We start from the raw sequence: 21,733 nt of genomic DNA, 5'->3' as shown, positions 1-21,733 counted from the left end.
AAAAGCCTGGCTGGAGAAACATCCCCGGTTCAAGCTTCACTTCACACCAACCAGCGCCTCCTGGCTGAATGCCGTGGAGGGCTGGTTTGGTCAACTGGAACGCCGTGCTTTGTACCGTGGCATTTTTACCAGTGTCGGCGAACTGAAGAAGGCGATTCGTCGCTTTATCCAAACTCATAATGAGAAGCTGGCAAAGCCCTTCCGCTGGCACAAAAGCGCAGAATCGATTATGACTTCAGTGGCGCGAGCAAAGTTGAGTGTCATTAATGATAAATAAACGAATTACCCAGACGGGACACTAGCAGGATCGATGGTGAATTCGAGGGCTGGGATGGTGAAACAGTTTTCAAGTTAATCAATGGCCAAGTTTGGCAGCAATCCTCATATTCATACCGGTATCGCTACGCCTATAATCCAGAGGTCGTAATTTTCCCGAGTGGCGGGAGATGCAAGTTGAAAGTGGACGGCATGGACAGCACAATTTTTGTGAGACGACTGAGGTGATCCGGTACAGAGCGTAGCCGAAAATCACTGTTTCGATGGAGCTGATTCGGATTACACTGCTCCTAGACTAGAAAAAGAGGTCTTCGTGAGTTTGGAGTACAGACAAGTAATAGGGCTGGCTTTGTTCTTGGCTTTCTCCTCGTCCGCAGTTGCCATTACAAAGTGCATTGGCGTTGACGGCTCCGTGTCCTATGTTCAAGGAGACTGCCCCGACCTGCGACAGGAACGACAGTCAGTAGAGATTTGGGACTCAGACGCCAAAAATCATAACCCAAGCTCCACAATGGTGCCGAGTGCAAATCAATCCAATAGCATTTCTGGAGGGCCTGGCTCAGCAGGTTCTTCCCAGAGGCGTCCGATCAACAATGGCCGCTCAGGTAACCCATGTAATTATTCCGGTAGCAATCCAGTTGAAGCACGGATGAATAGCCAAGCTTGTGAAACTCTGAGGCAATCGGGCGGTTCTCAGAGTTCCGCTTGCAGAAGATTAGCTTCAGGTACAGAACGAATGAGTCCGCCTGAATATAGGGCGCTTATGGCCCAATGCCGGGCTTCTAGAAATTAATGCCATTGCGCACAATTAATTATCTTTTCAAAGCCTTACGATCAAGAGAGAAGTGCTTTGTATTCCCTATCCAGTTCGTCGTTCGCAGCATCAACATCAAGGGAACCTGATGCATGCCAAGCTCTGACTTCTTTAATCGCGAGGAAGCCAAACCTTGCCCATGCAAGCAAATTTGACCGCAACGTGAACTGTACAATGTTTCCCCCAGACCGAAGCCTGGCATCCACGCCGTCAGCAACCTATAGCTAAGGTCATCTGAATGGTCACAAAAGACCGTTGAACTTGCGATCTTTACCCCCCAATAAAGGAACTGCTCACTGGCTAATGGCACCTGCCTCCCTTATCAAGTCCCGCCAGAGGGCGAAGTCATTGACTCTTCGAATTCAGAACCGCTTTGCAAAACGCCGACCTCTCACTGCCGCACTGTTTGAAAATTATTTCATATATCAATGGCATGCCTTCCCTTTAAATAAGCTGGTAGGGGGTACTATTCATAGCTGACCAAACCTGTGTTGGTTGGTGGTCCCCGTTTTCGGGTCACACCTCCCCTTATACGCATTCGTCTGCGGTCAGAACAACCCCAAGCAAACCTTCTGTAACCTATCCATTTAGGCTACTCTGGGCAGAAAGGCCCAGCAAAACCGGATTGTTGTATATCAGAAGTAACGGCGGCGCGCGCATGGATAAGAAGAAGCTCACAGAGCGGGACATCTGCACCAAGTACATTAACCCAGCCCTGCAACAAGCGGGTTGGGACATGCATAGCCAGGTGCGGGAGGAAGTGTCGTTCACCGCCGGGCGCATCATCGTGCGTGGTCGTATGCATATCCGGGGCAAGCGTCGCCGGGCGGATTACGTTCTCAGCTACAAGAAGAACATGCCCATCGCCATCATCGAAGCCAAGGATAATAACCACAGCTTGGGCGACGGCATGCAGCAGGCCCTGGCCTACAGCGATGCGCTGGATGCTCCCTTCGTGTTCAGTAGCAACGGCGACGGCTTCCTGTTCCACGACCGCACGGGGCTCTTTGGCAAGACAGAGTCCACTCTCAGCCTCGACGAATTTCCGTCCCCGGAAACCCTCTGGCAGCTCTACTGCCAGTATAAAGGCATCAATCAGGCCGCTCGGCCAACCGTCGAGCAGCCCTACTATGATGATGGAAGTGGTCGAACGCCGCGTTACTACCAGACCGTCGCCATTAACCGCACGGTCGAAGCCGTAGCGCGAGGCCAGGATCGCATACTGCTGGTGATGGCCACCGGCACCGGTAAGACCTTTACCGCGTTCCAGATAATCTGGCGCCTGTGGAAGTCCAATCAGAAGAAACGCATCCTGTTCCTGGCCGACCGCAACATTCTGGTAGACCAGACCAAGAACAACGACTTCAAGCCCTTCGGGCAGGCCATGACCAAGGTCACCAACCGAACGGTAGACCCGTCGTACGAGATCTACCTGTCGCTTTACCAAGCCGTCACCGGAAGCGCGGACGAGCAGAACATCTACAAGCAGTTCTCCCCGGATTTCTTCGATCTCGTGGTTATCGACGAGTGTCACCGGGGAAGCGCATCCGTGGATTCTGCCTGGCGCCAAATTCTGGATTATTTCTCTGCAGCCACCCACGTGGGCCTGACGGCCACCCCGAAGGAAACCAAGGAAGTCTCCAACATCGACTACTTCGGCGAGCCGGTTTACACCTACTCCCTGAAGCAGGGCATCGAAGACGGTTTCCTGGCCCCTTACAAAGTTGTGCGCATCGACCTGGACCGCGACTTACAGGGCTGGCGCCCCAGCAAAGGCCAAACCGACAAACGCGGTGAGGTGATCGAAGACCGCATCTACAACCAGAAAGACTTCGACCGGCAGTTGGTTCTGGAAAAGCGCACCGAAGTAGTGGCTCAGAAAGTGACCGAGTTTCTCGAGCAGACCGACCCTTACCAGAAAACCATCGTCTTCTGCGAAGACATCGACCACGCCGAACGCATGCGCCAGGCCCTAGTAAACCTGAACCCCGAGCGGGTAAAAGAGAACCGCAAGTACGTCATGCGCATCACCGGTGACGAGCAGGAAGGCAAGGCCGAGCTGGACAACTTCATTAACCCGGAAGAGCGATTCCCCGTGATCGCCACTACCAGCAAGCTGATGACAACCGGCGTGGATGCCCAAACCTGCAAGCTCATCGTGCTGGACCAGCGCATCCAGTCCATGACCGAGTTCAAGCAGATTATCGGTCGCGGCACCCGCATCAACGACGACTACAACAAGCACTGGTTCACCATTCTCGACTTCAAAAAAGCCACCGAGCTGTTCGCAGACCCGGCGTTCGATGGCGATCCAGTGAAGGTCTATGTCCCTGGCGTCGACGATCCCGTCAATCCAGATGATGAGCAGGTGACTGATACGACAGATCCAGAGCCCGACGGCGGCGAAGAGCCGGAAGACTACGACGTAGAGCCGGGATCCGACTGGGAGACTGACGATCCTACGGGAGGCGATACCACTGGCCCCGGAGAAGGCGGTGGAAACGGTGGTGGCAGGATTCGTTACGTCGTGGACAATGTCGAGGTCACCGTTATCGCTGAACGAGTCCAGTACCTGGGGCCTGATGGCAAACTCATCACGGAAAGCCTTAAAGATTTCACCCGCAAGAAAGTGAAAGAGCAGTACGCCACACTTTCTGATTTTCTCAGGCACTGGAACGAGGCCGAGCGCAAGCAGGCCATCATCGATGAACTGGCCGAGCAAGGCGTGATCTGGGAAGACCTGATAAAGGATGTGAGCAAGAAGCTGGGCGAGGAGCCAGATCCCTTCGATGTTATCTGCCACATCGTGTACGACCAGCCTCCCCTGAGCCGCAAGGAGCGGGCGGAGCAAGTGCGCAAAAAGGATTACTTCAGCAAATACGAAGGCGCCAGCAAGCAGGTGCTGGATGCCCTGCTGGATAAATACACCGATTCCGGAATCGAACCCATTGAGGATGTTAAAATCCTCACCCTCGCGCCCTTCAGCCAGATCGGGTCGCTTATGGAGCTGGTGGACGCCTTCGGCGGCAAGCCCGGCTACACCGAAGCCGTGAAAGACCTGGAAGACGAGCTGTACCGGCAAACTTCGTAATCCAGTTTCCCGTTTACCACCCTTTCTGAAACTTCAGGAAATGAATACGTATGTCTATCAGCACCACCATTAAGTCCATCCAAGACATCATGCGTAAAGATGTAGGCGTAGACGGCGACGCCCAGCGCATAGGCCAGCTGGTGTGGATGCTGTTCCTGAAAATCTTCGATGACAGAGAAGACGAGTGGGACCTTACCTACGACGATTACAGATCCCCGATCCCGGAACACCTTCGCTGGCGCAACTGGGCCGCCGACCCGGAAGGCATGACCGGCGAAGAGCTCAAGGACTTCATCGACAACACCCTCTTTCCCGGCCTACAGAGCCTGGAGCCAGCTGGTGACGACTATCGGGGCGTGGTCATCCGCAGCGTGTTCGAGGATGCCTACAACTATATGAAGTCCGGCCAGCTACTGCGGCAGGTCATCAACAAGCTGCAGGATGGCGTTAACTTCAACAAGTCCGCCGAGCGCCATGAGCTGGGCGACATGTACGAGCAAATCCTCAAAGACCTTCAGAGCGCTGGTAACGCCGGTGAGTTCTACACTCCCCGAGCGGTGACCGAATTCATGGTCAACCGGGTAGACCCCAAGCTGAACGAAAAAGTGATGGACCCTGCTTGCGGCACAGGCGGTTTCCTCACCTGCACCATTGAACACAAGCGCAAGAATTACGTGGAAACGCCACAGGACGAGCAAATTCTTCAGAGGAGCGTCCACGGCGTCGAGAAGAAGCCCCTGCCCCACTTGCTGGCCACCACCAATCTGGTTCTGCATGGTATCGAGCTACCGGACCAAGTGAAGCACGACAACACCCTGGCCCGCCCGCTCATCAGCTGGGGGCCAAAAGAACGGGTCGACGTTATCGTGGCCAACCCGCCCTTCGGCGGCATGGAAGAAGACGGCATTGAAACCAACTTCCCCAGCGCCTTCCGCACCAGGGAAACCGCCGACCTGTTCATGACGCTATTTATCCACCTGCTGCGGGACGATGGCCGCGCCGCCGTGGTGCTGCCAGACGGCTTCCTGTTCGGCGAGGGCATGAAAACCCGCCTCAAGGAAAAGTTGCTGGAAGAGTGCAACCTGCACACCATCGTGCGCCTGCCCAACGGCGTGTTTAACCCCTACACCGGCATCAAGACCAACCTGCTGTTCTTCACCAAGGGCAAACCCACGGAAACCGTGTGGTACTACGAGCACCCCTACCCGGAAGGCTACAAGAACTACAGCAAAACCAGGCCCATGAAGTTCTCGGAGTTCCAGACCGAAATCGACTGGTGGGGCACCGAGGCCAATGGCTTTGCCAGCCGTGAGGAAACCGAGCAGGCCTGGAAAGTCTCCATCGACGACATCAAGGCCCGCAACTACAACCTGGACATCAAGAACCCCTGGCAGGGCGAAGAGATCAACCACGACCCGGACGAATTGCTGGCCAAGTACGAACAGCAACAGGCCGAAATCCAGGAAATCCGCCACCAGCTGCGGGACATCCTGGCCGATGCGCTTTCTCACAACAGCGACGAGAACACCGGTGGAGGTGCGGCGTGACTGCGCGGGAGCTGATTACCGAACATTTGGATTTGTGGACCGGGGCGGTCACGAAGAAACTCAGCAGTGGCCGGGGGAGTAATGGCAAGGTTGAGCTGACTGGGGTTAAGAAGCTGAGGGAGTTGATTCTGGAGCTTGCGGTCAGAGGCAAACTGGTTACTCAAGATAAGGATGACGAGCCTGTTAGCCTGCTCCTCAAAAAAATCGAGTCAGAGAAGTCTGCTCAGCTAAAAGCCAAAGCAATTAGAAAGCCAAAGAAACTACCCGAGATTCAGGAGATAGAGCAGCCATTTCCAATCCCTGTTAGTTGGCGTTATTGCCGACTGAATGAGCTCGGCGTTTGGGGCTCCGGAGCTACGCCCAAAAGGGGCAATTCTCACTATTACGGGGGCGGCATACCCTGGTTTAAGTCCGGAGAGTTATACAAAGACTTCATTGATTCATCCGAAGAAACAATCACTGAATTAGCCGTTCAGGAAACATCCGTTCGCATGAACCAACCAGGCGATGTGCTTATCGCCATGTACGGTGCAACCATTGGTAAAGCGTCCATCTTGGAAGTGGCAGGCACGACCAATCAAGCCGTGTGCGCCTGCACACCATGGCCAGGTATCTCCAATAGGTTTCTGCTGCTTCTACTGAAAGCTTACCGGTCACGCTTCATCGCAATGGGCGCAGGCGGAGCGCAGCCAAACATTTCACGCGAGAAAATAATCGCGACTGTGATAGGGCTGCCACCCGAGGAAGAACAACACCGCATCGTCCAAAAAGTCGATGAACTCATGGCCCTCTGCGACCGGCTGGAACAGCAAACCAGCGACCAGCTCGAAGCCCACGAAACCCTCGTGGACACCCTGCTCGGCACCCTCACCCAATCCGAAAACGCCACCGAACTGGCCGACAACTGGGCCCGCCTCGCCGCCCACTTCGACACCCTGTTCACCACCGAGCAGAGTATCGACAAGCTCAAGCAGACCATCCTGCAACTGGCGGTGATGGGCCAACTGGTGGAGCAACTACCTTCCGACGGGAATAGTTCGGCTCTGCTTAAAGAGATTGCCGATGAGAAAAAAAGGCTTACCGAGACCGGCGTTCTAAAGCGCAAGAAACGCAGCAGCACCCAAACTGCGGGTGAATTTTTCTCAGTACCCCCATCATGGGCCTGGACCACAACAAATGACATTTGCACCCAAATAACAGATGGCGAGCATAATACTCCAGAGCGAACAGCTGATCCTTTCGCAATTCCTCTAGCCACGGCGAAAAATGTTCGTGACGGCTACATAGACTTGGCCGAAACTGACTTCGTTCCGCATTGTGTTGCTGCGGCATGCTGGAATCGCTGCAAGCCTGAAGTTGGTGATATTCTGATGGTTTCTGTTGGTGCTACGCTCGGCAGGCTTGCACTAGTTCGCCACCCCCAGGAAATGGTTTTAGTCAGAAGCGTTACATTACTACGGCCGATTAAAGTATTGGGTGATTATCTCGCGATCTACCTGCGAGCCCCGACCACTCAAAGCTGGATTTGGCAGAACGTACGACAAAGTGCCCAGCCATGTCTCTACCTCTCCAGATCATCCAGCATTCCCGTAAGCGTTCCACCCCTGCTGGAACAACACCGTATCGTCCAAAAAGTCGATGAACTGATGGCCCTCTGCGATCGACTCAAGGAACGCCTGTACCAGGCCAGCGAAACCCGCTGCCAGATCGCCGAAGCCGTTACGGATGGGGTGCTGCGCTGATGGTGGCAGGCTCGGCCCGAATTCGTTTATGGTTAACAAGCGACGCCGCTATAACCATTCGTTATTTTCCCATTCTGGGAACATGCCGTAGAATTCCCCAAAAAAGGAACTTCCTCACTCCATGAAGGTCTTAGGACGAGACAAACTCACCGACTTCATGCGCAAGCATGCTCCCGCCAAGAAGGCGCTGGCAGCATGGTACGCCGAGGCCAAGCAACACGAATGGAAGACTCCGCAGGATATCAAGAACCTCTATTCCAGTGCGGACTTTCTCGCCGGCAATCGGGTGATCTTCAACATTAAGGGCAACCACTTCCGGCTCGTGGTCAAGGTTCGCTATCAGAACGGTATCGTTGTGGTGGAGTGGGTCGGGACACACGCTGAGTACAGCAAAAAGAAATTCTAAGGGAACGGCATCATGGACCATCTGAAAATCATCAAAACTCCGGAAGAGCATGAGGCGGCCCTGGCACGCCTGATGGAGCTGATGGATGCTGACGCGCAGGAAGGTTCTCGGGAGGCCGATGAACTTGAAGTCCTGGCCATGCTGATCGATCAGTATGAGCAACGCGAGTTCCCCATTGACCGTCCAGACCCTGTGGAAGCGATTCGCTTTCGCATGGACCAGCAGGGCCTGAAGAATAAAGATCTTATCCCCTATATCGGCTCAGCCTCAAAGGTCAGCGAAGTGTTGAATGGCTCCCGGCGGCTCAGCCTCAACATGATCCGTCGGTTGAACGCGGGACTTGGCATACCCGCTGACATACTGATCCAGGAACGGGTCCAGGAAACTGCCCGCGAGAAAGACATCGACTGGCAGGCCTTCCCCCTGTCGGAAATGAAGAAACGGGGTTATTTCGAGGGCTTCGAAGGCTCGCTGCGAGAATTAAAGGAATACGCTGCTGAGTGGGTCACCCGATTGCTCACTGGCGTACGGGGTGGCTTTGACCTGGAGCCCGCCATGCTTCGAACCACCTCGCATCTTCGCACCAACGACAAGGTCAGTGACCATTACGCTCTGTGGGCATGGCAGGCACGAGTCCTCCAACGGGCGGCTGAGCAGCAACTCCCAACTACGTATCAGAGCGGTACGGTTAATCTGGAATGGATGCGCAATCTCGCCCGGCTATCCTGGTCGGAGAAAGGCCCCGAACTGGCCCGGGAGTACCTGGAAAAATCCGGCATCCATCTCGTCATTGAGCCGCACTTGCCGAAAACCTACCTTGACGGTGCCGCCTGCGTAGACGCCAATGGCAGCCCGGTGATAGCGCTGACACTACGGTATAAATGGCTCGACAACTTCTGGTTCACGCTCATGCATGAATTGGCTCACGTCGCCTTGCACCTGGACGGGAGCGAAGCCTGGTTCATCGATAATCTGGAAGCGGAAACGGAAGATGACCAGGAACAGCAGGCCGATGCCCTTGCACAGAATGCATTGCTACCCGAAGGCATTCATTATCACGCGATCTCCGAAGCGGTTGCCGTCCGTCGGCTAGCGAATGAGCTCAATATTGCTCCCACCATTATCGCGGGCAGAATCCGCCACGACACCGGGAATCACAAGATGTTCGGTAGCGCTTTTCGGGAAAAGGTAAGCCTGGAAGTCGACTGCTAGCGCCGCAGGTATTAGAGATAGTGACCCCGCTTCAGTCTGTCAGTGGGCTTATAGAACGTTGATGGTGATCTGTGCCGGGCGACCCTGGTGGCGATCAGCGAACACCAGGCCCGCCTGAACCAAGCGATCGAGCCCGACTGAAGCAGCATCCGGCTTCACACCATAGGATTCCAGCTCCCTGGCCTTCAACGAGACGGTGGCGGTCTGGCGCCGGTACGACTCCACCGCCAATGCCAAGGCCAGGTGGAGCGTCCGCCCTGGTAGCTGGGTGGCTAGCTGGAGCCACTCGATGTTCAAAGGGGCTTCTGTCGCCTGTTGCCTGCGAAGCACTTCTTTGATCCGATCATGGTTGGTCATAACGGCCATTACGAGGGTCTCTTTGGTTACCATTTAACCAACTGTTCGACGTGCGACTTCCGGGAAAACTCCGGAAGTCGCGCATCTGTCAACCCTCACCGGCTGTTGGCGAAGAGGTACCCTGTCCTGAAGCTGAACAGCCATTTTCCCGAAGAGCACTGCTCCGGACTCATAAAATTATCTCGCCACATCAGTATCTTGCCGCCCCTTTGACTAAGCTGGTAGGGGCATAGATATGCGTTAGGCAAACCTGGCATCTCAGAGGGCCTTAGGCCTTGCTCTCATTTTTCAGGCCGTCGATGTGCTCCGATTTGAGGAAAGTCTCTGTCCGATCATCAGGAACCTCATCGAAGTCGATATACCCCCGTAGAACCTCATCCTGCTTTTTTTTATAACCCCGCCGGAGTGCCGCCTCGAAGTCCTCTCTCATCCCTTTACTGGTATAGCTGTCGTCGGACATTTGCGGCCCCACCGGAGTTTCCGTACTGCCTTTCATGGCCGTCATCAGATCGTACCAATTCCTCGGCAAGATTAATGTCGGTTGAAACAGGCGCCCACCCCTTTTCCTGTCTCTCTCCACCGATTTTTGAAGGTAAAACGTGATCGCGCGCCCCCCTGTCATGGTTAGGAGGTATAGCAGGGCTTGTCGTACATGGGGCAGCTCGCGCTCATAGGCCTTCACATCATTACTTTTCTCAGTGAAGCGCTTTGAAAGATCCATCACTTTGAACTCGCGGGCAGAGCTTTTTATGGGTTTGAATCCGAGCAACCGGTATGGATCCTCATCCGCTTTAAGCCCCAGCCGTCCATACAGACGCGGGTGTATCATCGGGTAAAATTTTTCTTGCGTTGGCAGCGCCAGAAGGTCCTTGAGCTCCTCTTTTAAATTAACGCATTTGGCTTCAAGTTCATGCTTCTGGTCTTGCTGTTCATTCATTCGGTCTTGGAGACGTAAGCGCCTTTGTTGGTCGGCACTACCTGGGACCCCCAAAGATAGATTCGCTAGCCGATCTCGAGCTGACGACAACACCCCGTCTAGCCTTGCGATCTCATCGGTCGCCTGACCGAGTTGCTTAACCCCCGGAGCCGCCTTCGTGCCGACCCTTAGCGGCACAACTCCATCTGAAATGGGTGGCGTCTGCAGCAAGCTCTGGATAAAACCACCCTGATACTGGCTTTTGTCTATACGGGTGTGCGCCACCTGAATCGCCTGAAGAAGGCTGAACAAGCGAAGCGATAGCGCGTCGCGCTCTTCTTGCTCTGTAAGCAAATTTTCACAAGCACCGACACTTGCGAACTGCCATGACATCCTCAGATCTGCCAACTTTTCGGCATCCGTTGCTATCAGCCTAGGCAGCAGAATCGTAATGGGCACAAGGCCTGTAGCGTCGGTATGAGCATCAAGCGGCATGATCTTATCGACGACCTCAAACAGCGTGCTTGCGCCCGAATGGCCCTCAGAATCATGGCCGTAATCTATCCGCCAGTCTCCGCCTTCCTCATTTGGCACCCAGCTCCCCTCGACCGTAAGCATTTCAGTTCCGGGTAACTTTGAATGTGTTAGCTTCTCCAGTTCATCTATTGTCAGCCCTTTGGCAACACTCTCAGCAAACTGCTTGGGGAGTCTTGGTTCCTGCACCTGAATATATTCGGACCGTCCCATTTTCCTCGCTATCGGCTTTCCGAGGGCCAACGCGGTCAGCGTATTAACGAATCCTGGGTCCAGGGTCAGTTTCATCAGGTGTTTTTCGTGTTCTTTCAGTTCGTCAGCGCTATCAACTCGACCCTGTCTCGGCATTATTAACCCCGGAATTCTACTTTCAGGACGGCAGCGGTTTTCGCTCCTGTTTAATACCCCTTGCCACCAAGCAAGGGGATTCTGATGGTAGTCGATATCGAGTTGAAGAAGAAAAGTATTGATCAAGTTCTGGATGGCCCGAGGCCTGCTGAGTATCGCGTCCTGGGCAAGCCCTTCCTGCGGATTCTGGTCCGCAAGCACAAGGTCTCGCTGGCCGTTCGCCTCAACCGCCGGGGCCTTCGAAAGTGTGAGGTACTGGGCGAATACCCCTACCTGAGCCTGAAGGACTTCGAGCGCCTGGGCACTGAGCGCTATACCCAGTGCACCCAGAGTGCCTACCCGCGCCTGGCCGAGGTCACCTTCGGTCAGGTCTTCGAGGAGTTGTTCGTCACCCTCAAGCAGAGAGAGCGTCTCCGGACGCTGCCGAAGTACCAGCAGCTATATCGAGACTTCCTCGCGAACACGTTGGGGGCTCGACGCTTGTCGGTCATCACCTCTCTGGATGTGGTCAATGCCTTGAAGGAGGTCTCCGAGACTCGCTCGGACGCCACCTATAACCATGTGCGGGTGTTGGTGGTGGGCGTCTTCAAGGTCGCCATCGCCTATAACCTGACCAGCTTCGATCCGACCCGGGCCGTACCGCCCCGGAAGCTGGACAACATCGTGAAGCGCTATCTGACCGACCCGGAGGTCGAAGCCTTCGTCGCTGCCTGTCGGACATACCGGGACTCCCTTCCCCACCAGGCGCTGTTGCTGGCCCTTCTGACCGGCGCCCGAATTGGCAACATCATCGGTTTGTATAAGGCCGATATTGCCCCGGACGGCTCCCGGCTCACCTTTCGGAAGACGAAGTCAGGACGGGCGCAGACACTGCCGGTGGATCCGGCGGTGGCTCCCGTCCTCAAGCACATCCTGTCGCTGAGCGATCCCGCCAGCGAGTTCCTGTTTTCGTCTGATAAGAGCCGCACCGGCCATATCACCCACCCGCGCCAGGCCTTCATTGACCTGTGCCGCGAGGCTGGCATTGCGACTCGCGGTAGTGATTATCCGCTGCGCCCGAGTTTCCCGACGGAGCCAGTCAACATCCACAGCCTGCGAAAGACCTATGCCACGGCGGCGCTGGAGGCGACCGGCAACCTCTATAGCAGCAGCCAGTTGCTCGGGCACTCCTCGCTGGAGGTCACCAAGCGCTATGCCTTCGTGACGGAGCACTCGTTGGAGAATGCCGTGAATGCGACAACCACGCGCCTTCTGGGGCAGTCGGGTACAGGAGAAACGCTTCACCTCGACCCCTGTCTCCCCTGAAATTCTACTTTCGGGCTTGGAACGCTGGTCTGCCCAGTAACCTTGCATCACGGGTTCGGGATAGCGAATAACCCTCTCCCCGGAGAGGCCGAATCCGACTCAGTGAGAGCTCCTTCGGGAGCTACCGGCAAGAGCGGGAAAAAATGGGGGCTGCCTCCCAGGAGAAAGAGACCCGCCAGAGGGTGAGCCAAGGGCTCGCCACCCCTTCAAGGGGCATCATCGCGAGAGCGTGTACCAACTACTAACCCTGAAATTCTACTTTCAGGCAGAACTGGCCCCGAGGCCTCGTAAGCTTGCACTGGTTGGATTGAGACAGAGGAAGGAGCAAAGGCATGAAACCGGAACACGACGTCTTTTTGACCATTGAACAGCTGGCCGCCCGATACAACCGGAAGGTCAGCACTGTGAAGACGCTGGTGTCCCGCAGCCCCGAGGCCCTTCCGCCCTCGATCAAGCTCGGCAATGCCAGGAACGCGCCCGTGCGCTTCCGTCTCTCAGACTGCATTAAATGGGAAGACACCCTGATGCAGCGCCAGGCCACCCGGAACCGTCAGACCTCGGTCCGGAGCCTCAAATGCCTGCTCGATTGACGACAGGCACACCCTTTAACTTACGTTGATTAAGGAGTCACATCATGGCCAAGTCTATTTTCACTCTGCTCGAGCTGCCCTACGGTGTTGTTGATGCTGCCCAGATCACTGGGGTTTCGGTCACCGATACCGGTGTCGTCTGTGTCAACGGCGATAACCGTGCCGTTGCTTGGTTGGAATTCGACGACCTGAGCACACGCCGCAAGGCCGCCAAGCAGCTCACTCAACGAGTGATGGCCGCCCAGCGCGGCGAAGTGGTTGAGCCGATGAACTGGGAAGAGCTGGGCTACGAGGCCTAATACCTCCCTTCGGTAGCAGCCCTGCCCCCTTTGAGCCGTGTAGAAGGTTATTCGAGGCACCGCAGCCCCTGCCCCAAGACTGCCTTCTACCGGTTCCAAAGCGGGGGCTAACCTTCCAGGGCCCTCCCGAGTCTGAACGCCCACGTGAACCCGCCTTCCCCCATAGTCACAGTTGTTGGTAGACCCTATGAACCCCAGTCAGCAGGATTTTTCTCCGAATACCCCTCAGTCTATTGAGTATGGCGATTTTCAACCGGTCGCTTATGATTTCAACGTACCCGACGCCGAGTCGTTCAAACCTCAAAACGTTGTTACCGCATCCCCGGACGAGCAACAAAGCCCCAAGAAACGGCGCTTCCAATCCCTGAGCGCGCCCGTCCTGGCCTTCGATACCGAGTACCAACGCGCTCCGAATGGGGAGGACAACCAGGTCCTTTGCTACAGCTATACCATCGGAACCGATTCTGAAAATTACTGCAGCGGAATCATCGAGACCGCCAGCAAGCAGAAAGAGGGACGAGTCTCCCTGAAGAAGCTGGTCCGGACAGCGGTCCAACAAGGGCTTGAGGAGAAGGTATTGGACGGTTGGCCCGAGGAACTCATCGTTTGCGCGCACTTTCTTCGAGCGGACATCACCACACTGTCCGACTTCTTCACGGACATTAAGACAAAGGTCCAGGGCGTCCGGAAATCCGTCGCCAGCCTGGAGGACACCTACGGCATTGATATCGATGAGGAGAGTACGAAGCGGCTCAGCAAATACGACGTCAACGTCTATGACAAGAATCAGAAGCGGCGACACGTCGACATCGCCTTCTACGACTCAATGCTCCATGCGCCTGCCGGCCAGGGCCTTGACGCGGTCGGGGCGCTGGTGGGAAAGCAAAAGCTGTCCATTCCGGCTCCCTACAGCATCGCGCGTATGGCCGAGTTCCAGAGTGAACAACCGGAGCAGTTTCGTGCCTATGCCATCGCAGACGCGGAGATATCCTTCCTGCACATGCAACGGACGATCACGTTCGTTGAGGACGAACTAGACCTGTCCGGGTTGCCCTTCACGATCGGTGGCATGGCCACCCGCACATTCATTAAGGGTTTGAGGAAGGCAGGACGCGATCCTCGTAAGCTTTTCGGCTATGTCCCGAAGGTCAAGCAGGTGTGGCCGAAGGGTAATGGCACCCCCCGGACCGTCAAAGGCTGGGTTCCGGATTCTCCGCGTCGCATTCTGGAGTCATTCGCGACCGAGTGTTACCACGGCGGGCGAAACGAGTGTTTTCTGACCGGTCCGACGGAGATCGGCGACTGGTACGACTATGACGCCCCCTCGTGCTACACAGTGATCTTGTCCGCTTGCCGTCCGCTGAACTACGAGAGCTTTCGAATGACCCAGGACCTTGCGGATTTTATGGGTGATGTGTTGGGCCTGGCTCGGGTCCGGTTCTCCTTTCCAGCAAACACGCGGTTTCCGTCCTTGCCGGTTCGTACAGAGCGCTATGGCCTGTTCTATCCGCTTGCCGGCGAGTCCTACTGCACTGCCCCTGAGATCCGCGTCGCCCTGGATATGGGCTGTGATATCCAGATATTGCAGGGTTTCGTGGTTCCCTGGCGGGAAGCGTCGAGATCGATCTTCAAGCCTTTTATGAAACAGGTCCGCAGCGCTCGCCAAGATTTTCCGGCCAAGAGCTTCGAGGAGCGCCTCTGGAAGGAAATCGGCAACAGCTTGTACGGGAAGCTGGGCCAGGGTCTGCGGGACAAGACAGCCTTCGACGTAAGCAATGGCATCAGTAGCCCTATTAAGCCTTCCGATATCACCAACCCGTATTTGGCCGCCCATGTCACCGGATTCGCCCGCGCCCTGATGTCGGAGATGCTCAACGGGGTGCCAGCGGACAAGACGGTGGTCAGCGTCACGACCGATGGCTTCCTGACGGACGCACACCTGTCCGAGATCGATCTTACCGGCCCCGTCTGTCAACGCTTCCGTGAGCTCTACCATGGCATTGACCCGGACGGCGGTGAGGTCCTGGAGTGCAAGCACAAGGTCAAGCAGGTGATTGCCATGAAGACCCGAGGACAACTGACCGGTGCCGAAGAGCCAGGCTACGAACCGGTCATCGCCAAGGCTGGCGTGCAAATCCCCCGGGACGTAGCCGACCAACACAAGTACATGCTCGACCTCTATCTCGATCGTGTACCGGGTCAGCGAATCAAGCAGTCCACCCTGACGTCGTCCAGGAAACAGATGCTGCGGAACCAGGATATGGTGATGGAAACCAGCGAGCGCCGCCTGAACCTGGAACCCGATCTCAAGCGCATGCCGGTTAATCCTCGTATGGTGGCCGTCGCGGGACGTGAGCACATCGCTCTTGATAGCGTACCCCATGCGACGGCAGCCATCGGCATTGAACATCGCCTGTCCATGGACAACTGGCGTGGGAATAACGTCATGAAGTCCTTGGACGACTGGTACGGCTTCGAAGAGTACGCCCAGATGCAATCCACTGCTCGGAAATTGTCCACACTGCGCATCAAGCAAGGTGAGCGAGCCGATGAACTGATGGTTCGGTTGTTCCTTCGGGTTTTCACCCAGGAGGCCCTGGGCGTAACCAAGAGCTTGACCTATACCGCCTTCGGCAAATTCCTGGCCCGGCTGGGATACCCCGTCAAGCAGAGCCAGATTGGCAGTGCCAAGCGCGCCAAACTGATTGTGGGTGCCGTGCCGGTGATCCCGAAAACGGTCGCTCTTCTGGAGCGGCTTCTGACGCAGTTCCCTACCTTCGAGTACCTGTCGTTCTTCGATCCTGATCAGGTTGACCGGATTGAGGCTCTCCGATCCGGTAACGCAGTCAACGGATAGCCCCCGCTCGCCGTAAACACGATACCCGCGTGCGCATGCGCACCTAGCCTTAGCCCCGCTGGCCGCCCTTGGCCAGTGGGGCTTTTATCACTCTGGGCAGTACCGAGTGTGTCACGCCATAGACGCCATTCCTGACTAGGCAGCCTTGCACCGACTCTGCCTCAGCCGAGTACTCCCAGCGTCCCATAAAGGGAGACTCTGGTGAGTAGGCAGTAACATCGAGCTTGACCGCCCTTGCCCCGGGCAACTGCTTCAGTAGCATTGGTTTCGTTGGCGTCTGTAAATCGAGGGGGGGTCCGTTTGCCAGCTGGTAAATTCATTTGAAGTCTGTCGGTGCCCGGCTAGACTAAATTGCTACTGTCTTGAATTGCTGCCTACGGTGACTCTCAGACGGCCGGGAAGCCAACGCGGGCCATGAACATTAGGGGGACCAAATGTCAGGGCTCGATGATTCAGGTAAGTGTCCGCATTGCGGTCACGCGAGCGAAGCGTTAAGTGGGCAAGGCATTTTCACCCCCGTTTCTGAGTTTGATGTCGGCTTGTTGCAGGCCCTATTCATCGGTGGGTTAGATGACTTCGAGTGCGATGCATGCCACAGACTTACGGGCGTCAGGCCGACAGTAATATTTATTGCAGAATGTCCGCTAACATGTTTTTTCGTCGTCGGTACGCTGGCATTCCCCTATCAGGAGGACGTGATTGAAGATATTCGAGCTTCTAGCAAAACGCTAAGCCTAAATCTGGAACCTCAGCCCCTTCCTGATATGGACGCTTTACGCGACCTAGTGCGGAATCACCTCCGCAGCAACATTGACCATCTAATCGACGCCCTGAAAGAGCCCGAAGAAGCTAGAATAAAGTCCCTTGTCCAGATCGATGCCCGCCACTTTGCCGCCGTAAGGGTCGCACTCAATGTTCCCCAGTCCGGCATCCATATTCATTGCCGTGTTGATGGCCGCCAACTCACTGGGGAAGCGTCAATCGATAATCTCGCGCGATGCCAGGCAAGCTCTTGGATTGCGCTTTGGTACTCCAGGCTAGGGTCCGGCCCCACAGCCCCCAATCTCGACGATCAACTAGCCCGGCGTTTCTATGAAGCTGCCGTATTGCCGGGTGCGGCCGAATACGCTCTGGAAATGCTGGCGCAGATTGAGCAGAGCGAGTTGTCGCTGTCATTTCCAGCAGAATACTGCTTAGAAGCACTCCGCGCGAGCATTTGCGCCCTCGCGGAAACGGACAATCCGTCGAGCGGCAGCTGGACCATGCTCTTCTTCAAGGCGGAAATGACACTTCGCCTTGGGACCGACACCGATCACGAGTTCGTGAGCCCCCTTATCCTCTCCGAGGAGCGGGCAAGGGCTACGGTCGGTTATCAGGATGCAGGACAGGCAGTAGCCAATATTGTGGCCGGCAAAGTGCCACCGGACGAGATTCTCGACGCACTAGCCGAAATCGTCGCCAAACTTGGCTACCCTCAGATTTTGACAGATCTGGCAAATACGACCTATCTAAGGGCCGCAAAACCACAGAACGCCGCCGACATCGCCAAAATTCTTCGCGCCGCTCTCGACCTGGGCGCTAAGCCAGAGTGGCTGGGCACCATGCTTGCACAAACCACAAAAGGCTTGACCAATGCCCGCAGCATTGACGAGTTAGAATGGCTGGCTGAGGAAGCCATCGCTTTGGTGCCTAATTCACCCGAGGTGCGCGCAAAGGTGTACGCCTGGCTGGGCAGTACATTGAAAACACTGCGGGCCCCCAAGCGCTTTCTTGAACGCATCAGTGACACCGTGCAGGAATGGGAATTCTCGCTCTCACCACCACACAAGGCTCCGCTATGGACAGAGCGCTCAAATGCGCTGCGCATGCTCGGGCGCTTCGATGAAGCGTTAGCAATGATAAAAGCCGTGCTGGAGATCATGCACGACGAAAGGAATAAGTCCGACTACTGTGTTGCATGCCTCAACTATGCAATCCTACTGAGGGAAACCGGGGCTCCTGATCTATCCGTAATCGAACTGGAGGGCCTTTTGTCACAGGCGACTGTAGAGGGCAGCCTTCGCATTGGCGTTCTGGATTCCTTAGCCATCGCCTACCATATGATGGGTCGCACGGCCGATATGGTTAAATGCTATGAAAGAAGCTTAAAGCTTGCAGTAGGGCCGTTTTCTGATCGGGCCCTCGCCTCACGCGTCAAGCTGGCTTTATCGCTGGTATTCGACGATCGTTACGATGATGCCATTGACCATTTGACCGAGCTTGACCCCCAAATCGAAGCAGATCCAACCATACTATTTCCTGCTGCCTCTGCTTGGTTAACAATACACTCTAACATCAAGGACATGCCGAAACGGGCTTTCAACCGGACGGCACTCAAGGCCGCTCTTTTACGAACTGCAAAATTTGCGCAAGAGGAAGGCAACATCCCAGACTGGCTTGGTGCTCTCCGCTTAATAGCTGGGTTTACGGAGCTGTCGGGTGATCGCCAGATGGCCGTGAGTATATGGGGGAGAATCGCCCAAATCTGCAGAGAGTATAACCAGTCGTTGTCTCCAATTGAGGTTATTCGTCTAGCGCGCTACGCCTATCTCAATAACGACAATGACTTGGCGCATGAGTGGCTACTAAAACTGCCCGAAACAATCGCGTCCCATGCTGGCCAAGCAACCGATGTTGCAGCGGTGGCAATGGGCCTAGAGCCGATCATCCGACGAGGATTGGACGAAATCGCGTCGATTGCATGGGACAAGGCTGAGACTTTTAATGACATACGCTTGATTGCAGAGATTCGCCGCAATCTAGTCAGTCGATCACAAAGATACCTTCAGGGTAATCTATCTTCTCTCGAGTTGACCATGTTGGAGGATGGCATCAGCAATGAAGTGCTCGCCGCACTGGCGCCCCTCAGTGGACGTGTAGGCGTTCTAGAGTGGATAGCCGGTCGAGGCAGAATTGCTTGCTTCGTCACGGTGATTGACTCGGCAGGGGAAGTATATGCGCAAATACTTGAGTATCCAGAAACGGACCTGGCTTGGCTCGCGGAGAAAATGGATACGTCACTTCGTGCTTGGCACCGTGAGCGTCCGGGCGACCCCTTCGATATTCCTCAATGGCGCGAACTAGAGGCGTGGCTATCGCGTGAGTTGACTCCCCATCTTAAGGAAGGTGACCACTTAGTGATCTTCGAGCACGAGCGATTCGTCGGTCTACCTTGGCATGTAGCAGCAGCACCGTACTGGTCCTGTTCGTACGCTGGCGGCTGGGCTTCTCTTCTCGCATTACCCAGTGTGAAAACCAAACCTGCGAAGACAAGTCTGGGAGTGGGGATAGTGCCGGTTTATGGAGAATCTGACGAGGTTCTAAATTCCTTTCAGCAATCTCTTGCCCACTCCAAGACTCTTATTGAGCAGCTTGGTCTTGAGCTGTTCACTCGCGAGGGTAAAGAGTGTGACCGCCAGGGGCTGATCGAACTACTCGCCCAAGCTGACGTGTGCAAACTACTTTGCCACGGCCGCGTTTCGCTCTTCGGCTTCGAAGTCGATTTGATGCTCGCCCACGAGGGTGCGCTGCCCTCTGCCGACCCACTTACCGCAGCAAGCGCGGTTGCTCAGCAACATCGATTCGGTTGGCGCGATGGCCGTCACCTGGACGCTTCCTCGCGTATAATTTTCAGTGCCGCATGTTCCACTGGTCTTGCTCATATCGTCGGCGTAGGCGAGCGAGTGAGCTTACTAGCGGGCTTGAACAAAGCAGGCACTCTGTCTCTAGTTGCACCACGTTGGGATGCAGTAGCCACCGCCGTCCTCCCCACCCTTGACGAAGCATTGCGGCGGCATCTTGGGGGTATGACTCTGGCGGCGGCGGTATGGACTGCATGTCGTGAAGCCAATGTGCGAGAGCCTCGCTGGTTAGCCTGGACCTTGTGTATTGAAGGAGATTGGCGATGACCCAGAAGTTCGAAGATTTCATTACAGAGAAAAATGTCAGTGGTCACGACCTAGCGCAGGCGGCGCGCTACTACCTTTCTGAGCGGTGCGACGACCCAACCACTACTGAGATGCGCGAAGCGCTATACACCGCGACCGAAAATCCCACCGCCGTCGATGCTGGCCTCGACCTTCTAGCCCGCGATCCTGTCGCGCTCGATCAAGCCTCTTATGCTCTATTGGCCTGGGCTTGGGATCAACCTGACGAGGTGAGTCGAGTAGAGAGTGCAATTGGCGCTGCGAAGCAGAAACTCCCTGTAATTGAGGCAGGCTTGCTGGCGATGGTAGCGATGTACGGGATGTATCTAGTAGTAACAGGCAATCGAAAGCGCACAACCACGACGGTTTACCATGCCGATGGCACGAAAACCGAGAAGGTGGAGGAATACTATCCGCCATCCTTGTCCGGTTTAACGGCTATATTCAAAATGAGAAGGGACGACGACTCATAACCCGCTGTAAGAATTTCAGTCGCCAAGCCGGGTCTGCCTGTAGTGGTTCAATGATTCTGCACACCAACAGGCGGAAAACTCTAATCAGCGGTGTAATTCAAACAGGGATGTTCACTCTGGACTAAGGGATCGTCACCGATGTTGAATCGGCCGCACATACTCTATTCCGTTCCCTGAAACTATCGACAATAGCAAAGCCCTAGAGCAACATGGTTTTGACGTCCGAGATGCTAAACCAACGCTTTTCGATGCTGATGGCCCGGTGTATCAAACGATGGCAGTTGGCACAGAGCAAAGCCATGTCCTTGAGCTTAGTAGGTGAGGCATCAGATTGAGATAGGGGAACAACGTGATGCGCTTCGAAAAAGGCATCTTCCAGCTTTTCATCCGTGACTGACGGCTTGAAACCGCAAATTTCGCAGTGGAGTGGCCCTTTCTCACGGCGGACTTTTAAAAGCTTTTTGCGAATATTCCGGTTTCTTTCCCGCGTCCGATGTTTCCGAGTTAGAAGGCGACCCTCCGGAAATTCATCTTCCGGGTCATCATCAGCCGGCTCTGGTGGATCCAAAATAAGCTCTCGGATCTTTCGGGCGGTGACTTTGACCTGGTCAGGATACCTGCCGAACTCCCCCCAGATTTCTTTATCCATCGTAGAAACGTTGGTAAGGCCCCTACCGGTATGTACAGCCCTGAGGTTCATTAGTTTGAAAACAACACCGTCAGTATTCCGGAACGTAGGGTTTTCAGAAGACTGTTGATGAAAAGGATGTTTCCGCAAAGTTTCAGATAGCTCAACAATTCGGTCGTCATTTTTAGAGGGGACACGACATTCACAAGAAAAATAAAGATCGAGTGACCTGCCCCCAACTTTCTAATCCATTCTGATCTTAGTAATGTTCATCACCAGAGAGGACGATGAACATGAAGAAGCGATTCACCGAAGAACAGATCATTCCCATTCTGAAGGAAGCCGAGGCTGGCCTGCCGGTCAAAGAGCTGTG

16 protein-coding genes are annotated in these 21,733 nt (G+C 55.2%); 13 read left to right on the top strand and 3 right to left on the bottom strand.

All coding sequences use genetic code 11. The features are described 5' to 3' along the window. From BM036_RS17825 to BM036_RS17800, 6 genes are all read left to right on the top strand, one after another. The coding region (locus BM036_RS17825; RefSeq protein WP_177186099.1) for a transposase at positions 1-277 on the top strand (277 nt) is incomplete at its 5' end. Positions 278-1,748: 1,471 nt separating this feature from the next. Next, a complete protein-coding gene (hsdR, locus tag BM036_RS17820) occupies positions 1,749-4,181 on the top strand; it encodes an EcoAI/FtnUII family type I restriction enzme subunit R (protein WP_091854820.1) in 2,433 nt (810 codons plus the stop codon). A 50-nt stretch (positions 4,182-4,231) separates the two neighbouring features. Continuing rightward, entirely contained in the window at positions 4,232-5,728 is a 1,497-nt protein-coding gene (locus BM036_RS17815) for a type I restriction-modification system subunit M (RefSeq protein WP_091854818.1), read from the top strand. Further along, entirely contained in the window at positions 5,725-7,470 is a 1,746-nt protein-coding gene (locus tag BM036_RS17810; RefSeq protein WP_091854816.1) for a restriction endonuclease subunit S, read from the top strand. The genes BM036_RS17815 and BM036_RS17810 overlap by 4 nt, the downstream gene beginning before the upstream one ends. Before the next feature lie 121 nt (positions 7,471-7,591). After that, positions 7,592-7,876 carry a type II toxin-antitoxin system HigB family toxin gene (locus tag BM036_RS17805; RefSeq protein WP_091854814.1) on the top strand — a complete coding sequence of 95 codons (285 nt, stop codon included), beginning with the start codon at positions 7,592-7,594 and terminating at the stop codon, positions 7,874-7,876. Between the two features lie 12 nt (positions 7,877-7,888). Beyond that, positions 7,889-9,088: an ImmA/IrrE family metallo-endopeptidase gene (locus tag BM036_RS17800; RefSeq protein WP_091854812.1), complete on the top strand. Its 1,200-nt coding sequence runs from the start codon at positions 7,889-7,891 to the stop codon at positions 9,086-9,088. A gap of 48 nt (positions 9,089-9,136) precedes the next feature. Here the strand turns inward: BM036_RS17800 and BM036_RS17795 are convergent, their stop codons facing one another. Both BM036_RS17795 and BM036_RS17790 read right to left on the bottom strand, forming a co-directional pair. Next, positions 9,137-9,454 (bottom strand): hypothetical protein, encoded by a 318-nt coding sequence (locus BM036_RS17795; protein ID WP_143066647.1) that lies wholly within the window; start codon positions 9,452-9,454, stop codon positions 9,137-9,139. A gap of 259 nt (positions 9,455-9,713) precedes the next feature. After that, the gene (locus BM036_RS17790; protein ID WP_091854807.1) at positions 9,714-11,243 is read right to left on the bottom strand and encodes a hypothetical protein; all 1,530 of its coding nucleotides are present in this window, start codon (positions 11,241-11,243) and stop codon (positions 9,714-9,716) included. A gap of 84 nt (positions 11,244-11,327) precedes the next feature. Here BM036_RS17790 and BM036_RS17785 point away from each other — a divergent pair, with 84 nt between their 5' ends. From BM036_RS17785 to BM036_RS17755, 6 genes are all read left to right on the top strand, one after another. Further along, entirely contained in the window at positions 11,328-12,548 is a 1,221-nt protein-coding gene (locus BM036_RS17785) for a tyrosine-type recombinase/integrase (RefSeq protein ID WP_091854805.1), read from the top strand. A 332-nt stretch (positions 12,549-12,880) separates the two neighbouring features. After that, on the top strand, positions 12,881-13,138 hold the full coding sequence (locus tag BM036_RS17780) for a helix-turn-helix transcriptional regulator (protein WP_091854803.1): 258 nt from the start codon (positions 12,881-12,883) through the stop codon (positions 13,136-13,138). Between the two features lie 44 nt (positions 13,139-13,182). Continuing rightward, the gene (locus BM036_RS17775; protein WP_091854801.1) at positions 13,183-13,437 is read left to right on the top strand and encodes a hypothetical protein; all 255 of its coding nucleotides are present in this window, start codon (positions 13,183-13,185) and stop codon (positions 13,435-13,437) included. A gap of 187 nt (positions 13,438-13,624) precedes the next feature. Next, a complete protein-coding gene (locus BM036_RS17770) occupies positions 13,625-16,294 on the top strand; it encodes a hypothetical protein (protein WP_091854799.1) in 2,670 nt (889 codons plus the stop codon). A 434-nt stretch (positions 16,295-16,728) separates the two neighbouring features. Further along, positions 16,729-20,241, top strand: a complete 3,513-nt coding sequence (locus BM036_RS17760) for a tetratricopeptide repeat protein (RefSeq protein WP_091854795.1) — start codon at positions 16,729-16,731, stop codon at positions 20,239-20,241. Continuing rightward, on the top strand, positions 20,238-20,732 hold the full coding sequence (locus tag BM036_RS17755) for a hypothetical protein (RefSeq protein WP_091854793.1): 495 nt from the start codon (positions 20,238-20,240) through the stop codon (positions 20,730-20,732). Before BM036_RS17760 ends, BM036_RS17755 begins: the two co-directional genes overlap by 4 nt. 199 nt (positions 20,733-20,931) lie before the next feature. Here BM036_RS17755 and BM036_RS17750 read toward each other — a convergent pair whose 3' ends face one another. Beyond that, complete coding sequence (locus tag BM036_RS17750; RefSeq protein ID WP_218144840.1) at positions 20,932-21,381, bottom strand: HNH endonuclease; 450 nt, start codon at positions 21,379-21,381, stop codon at positions 20,932-20,934. 272 nt (positions 21,382-21,653) lie between these two features. Between BM036_RS17750 and BM036_RS20570 the strand changes: the two genes are divergently transcribed. Then, a partial coding sequence (locus tag BM036_RS20570) for a transposase (RefSeq protein WP_425434111.1) occupies positions 21,654-21,733 on the top strand: 80 nt, incomplete at its 3' end.

Origin of the sequence: Marinobacter segnicrescens, assembly GCF_900111555.1 — a bacterium.
Lineage (GTDB): Bacteria > Pseudomonadota > Gammaproteobacteria > Pseudomonadales > Oleiphilaceae > Marinobacter > Marinobacter segnicrescens.
The sequence above is the reverse complement of the archived record's forward strand: the minus strand, read 5'-3'. Positions and strand labels throughout refer to the sequence as shown.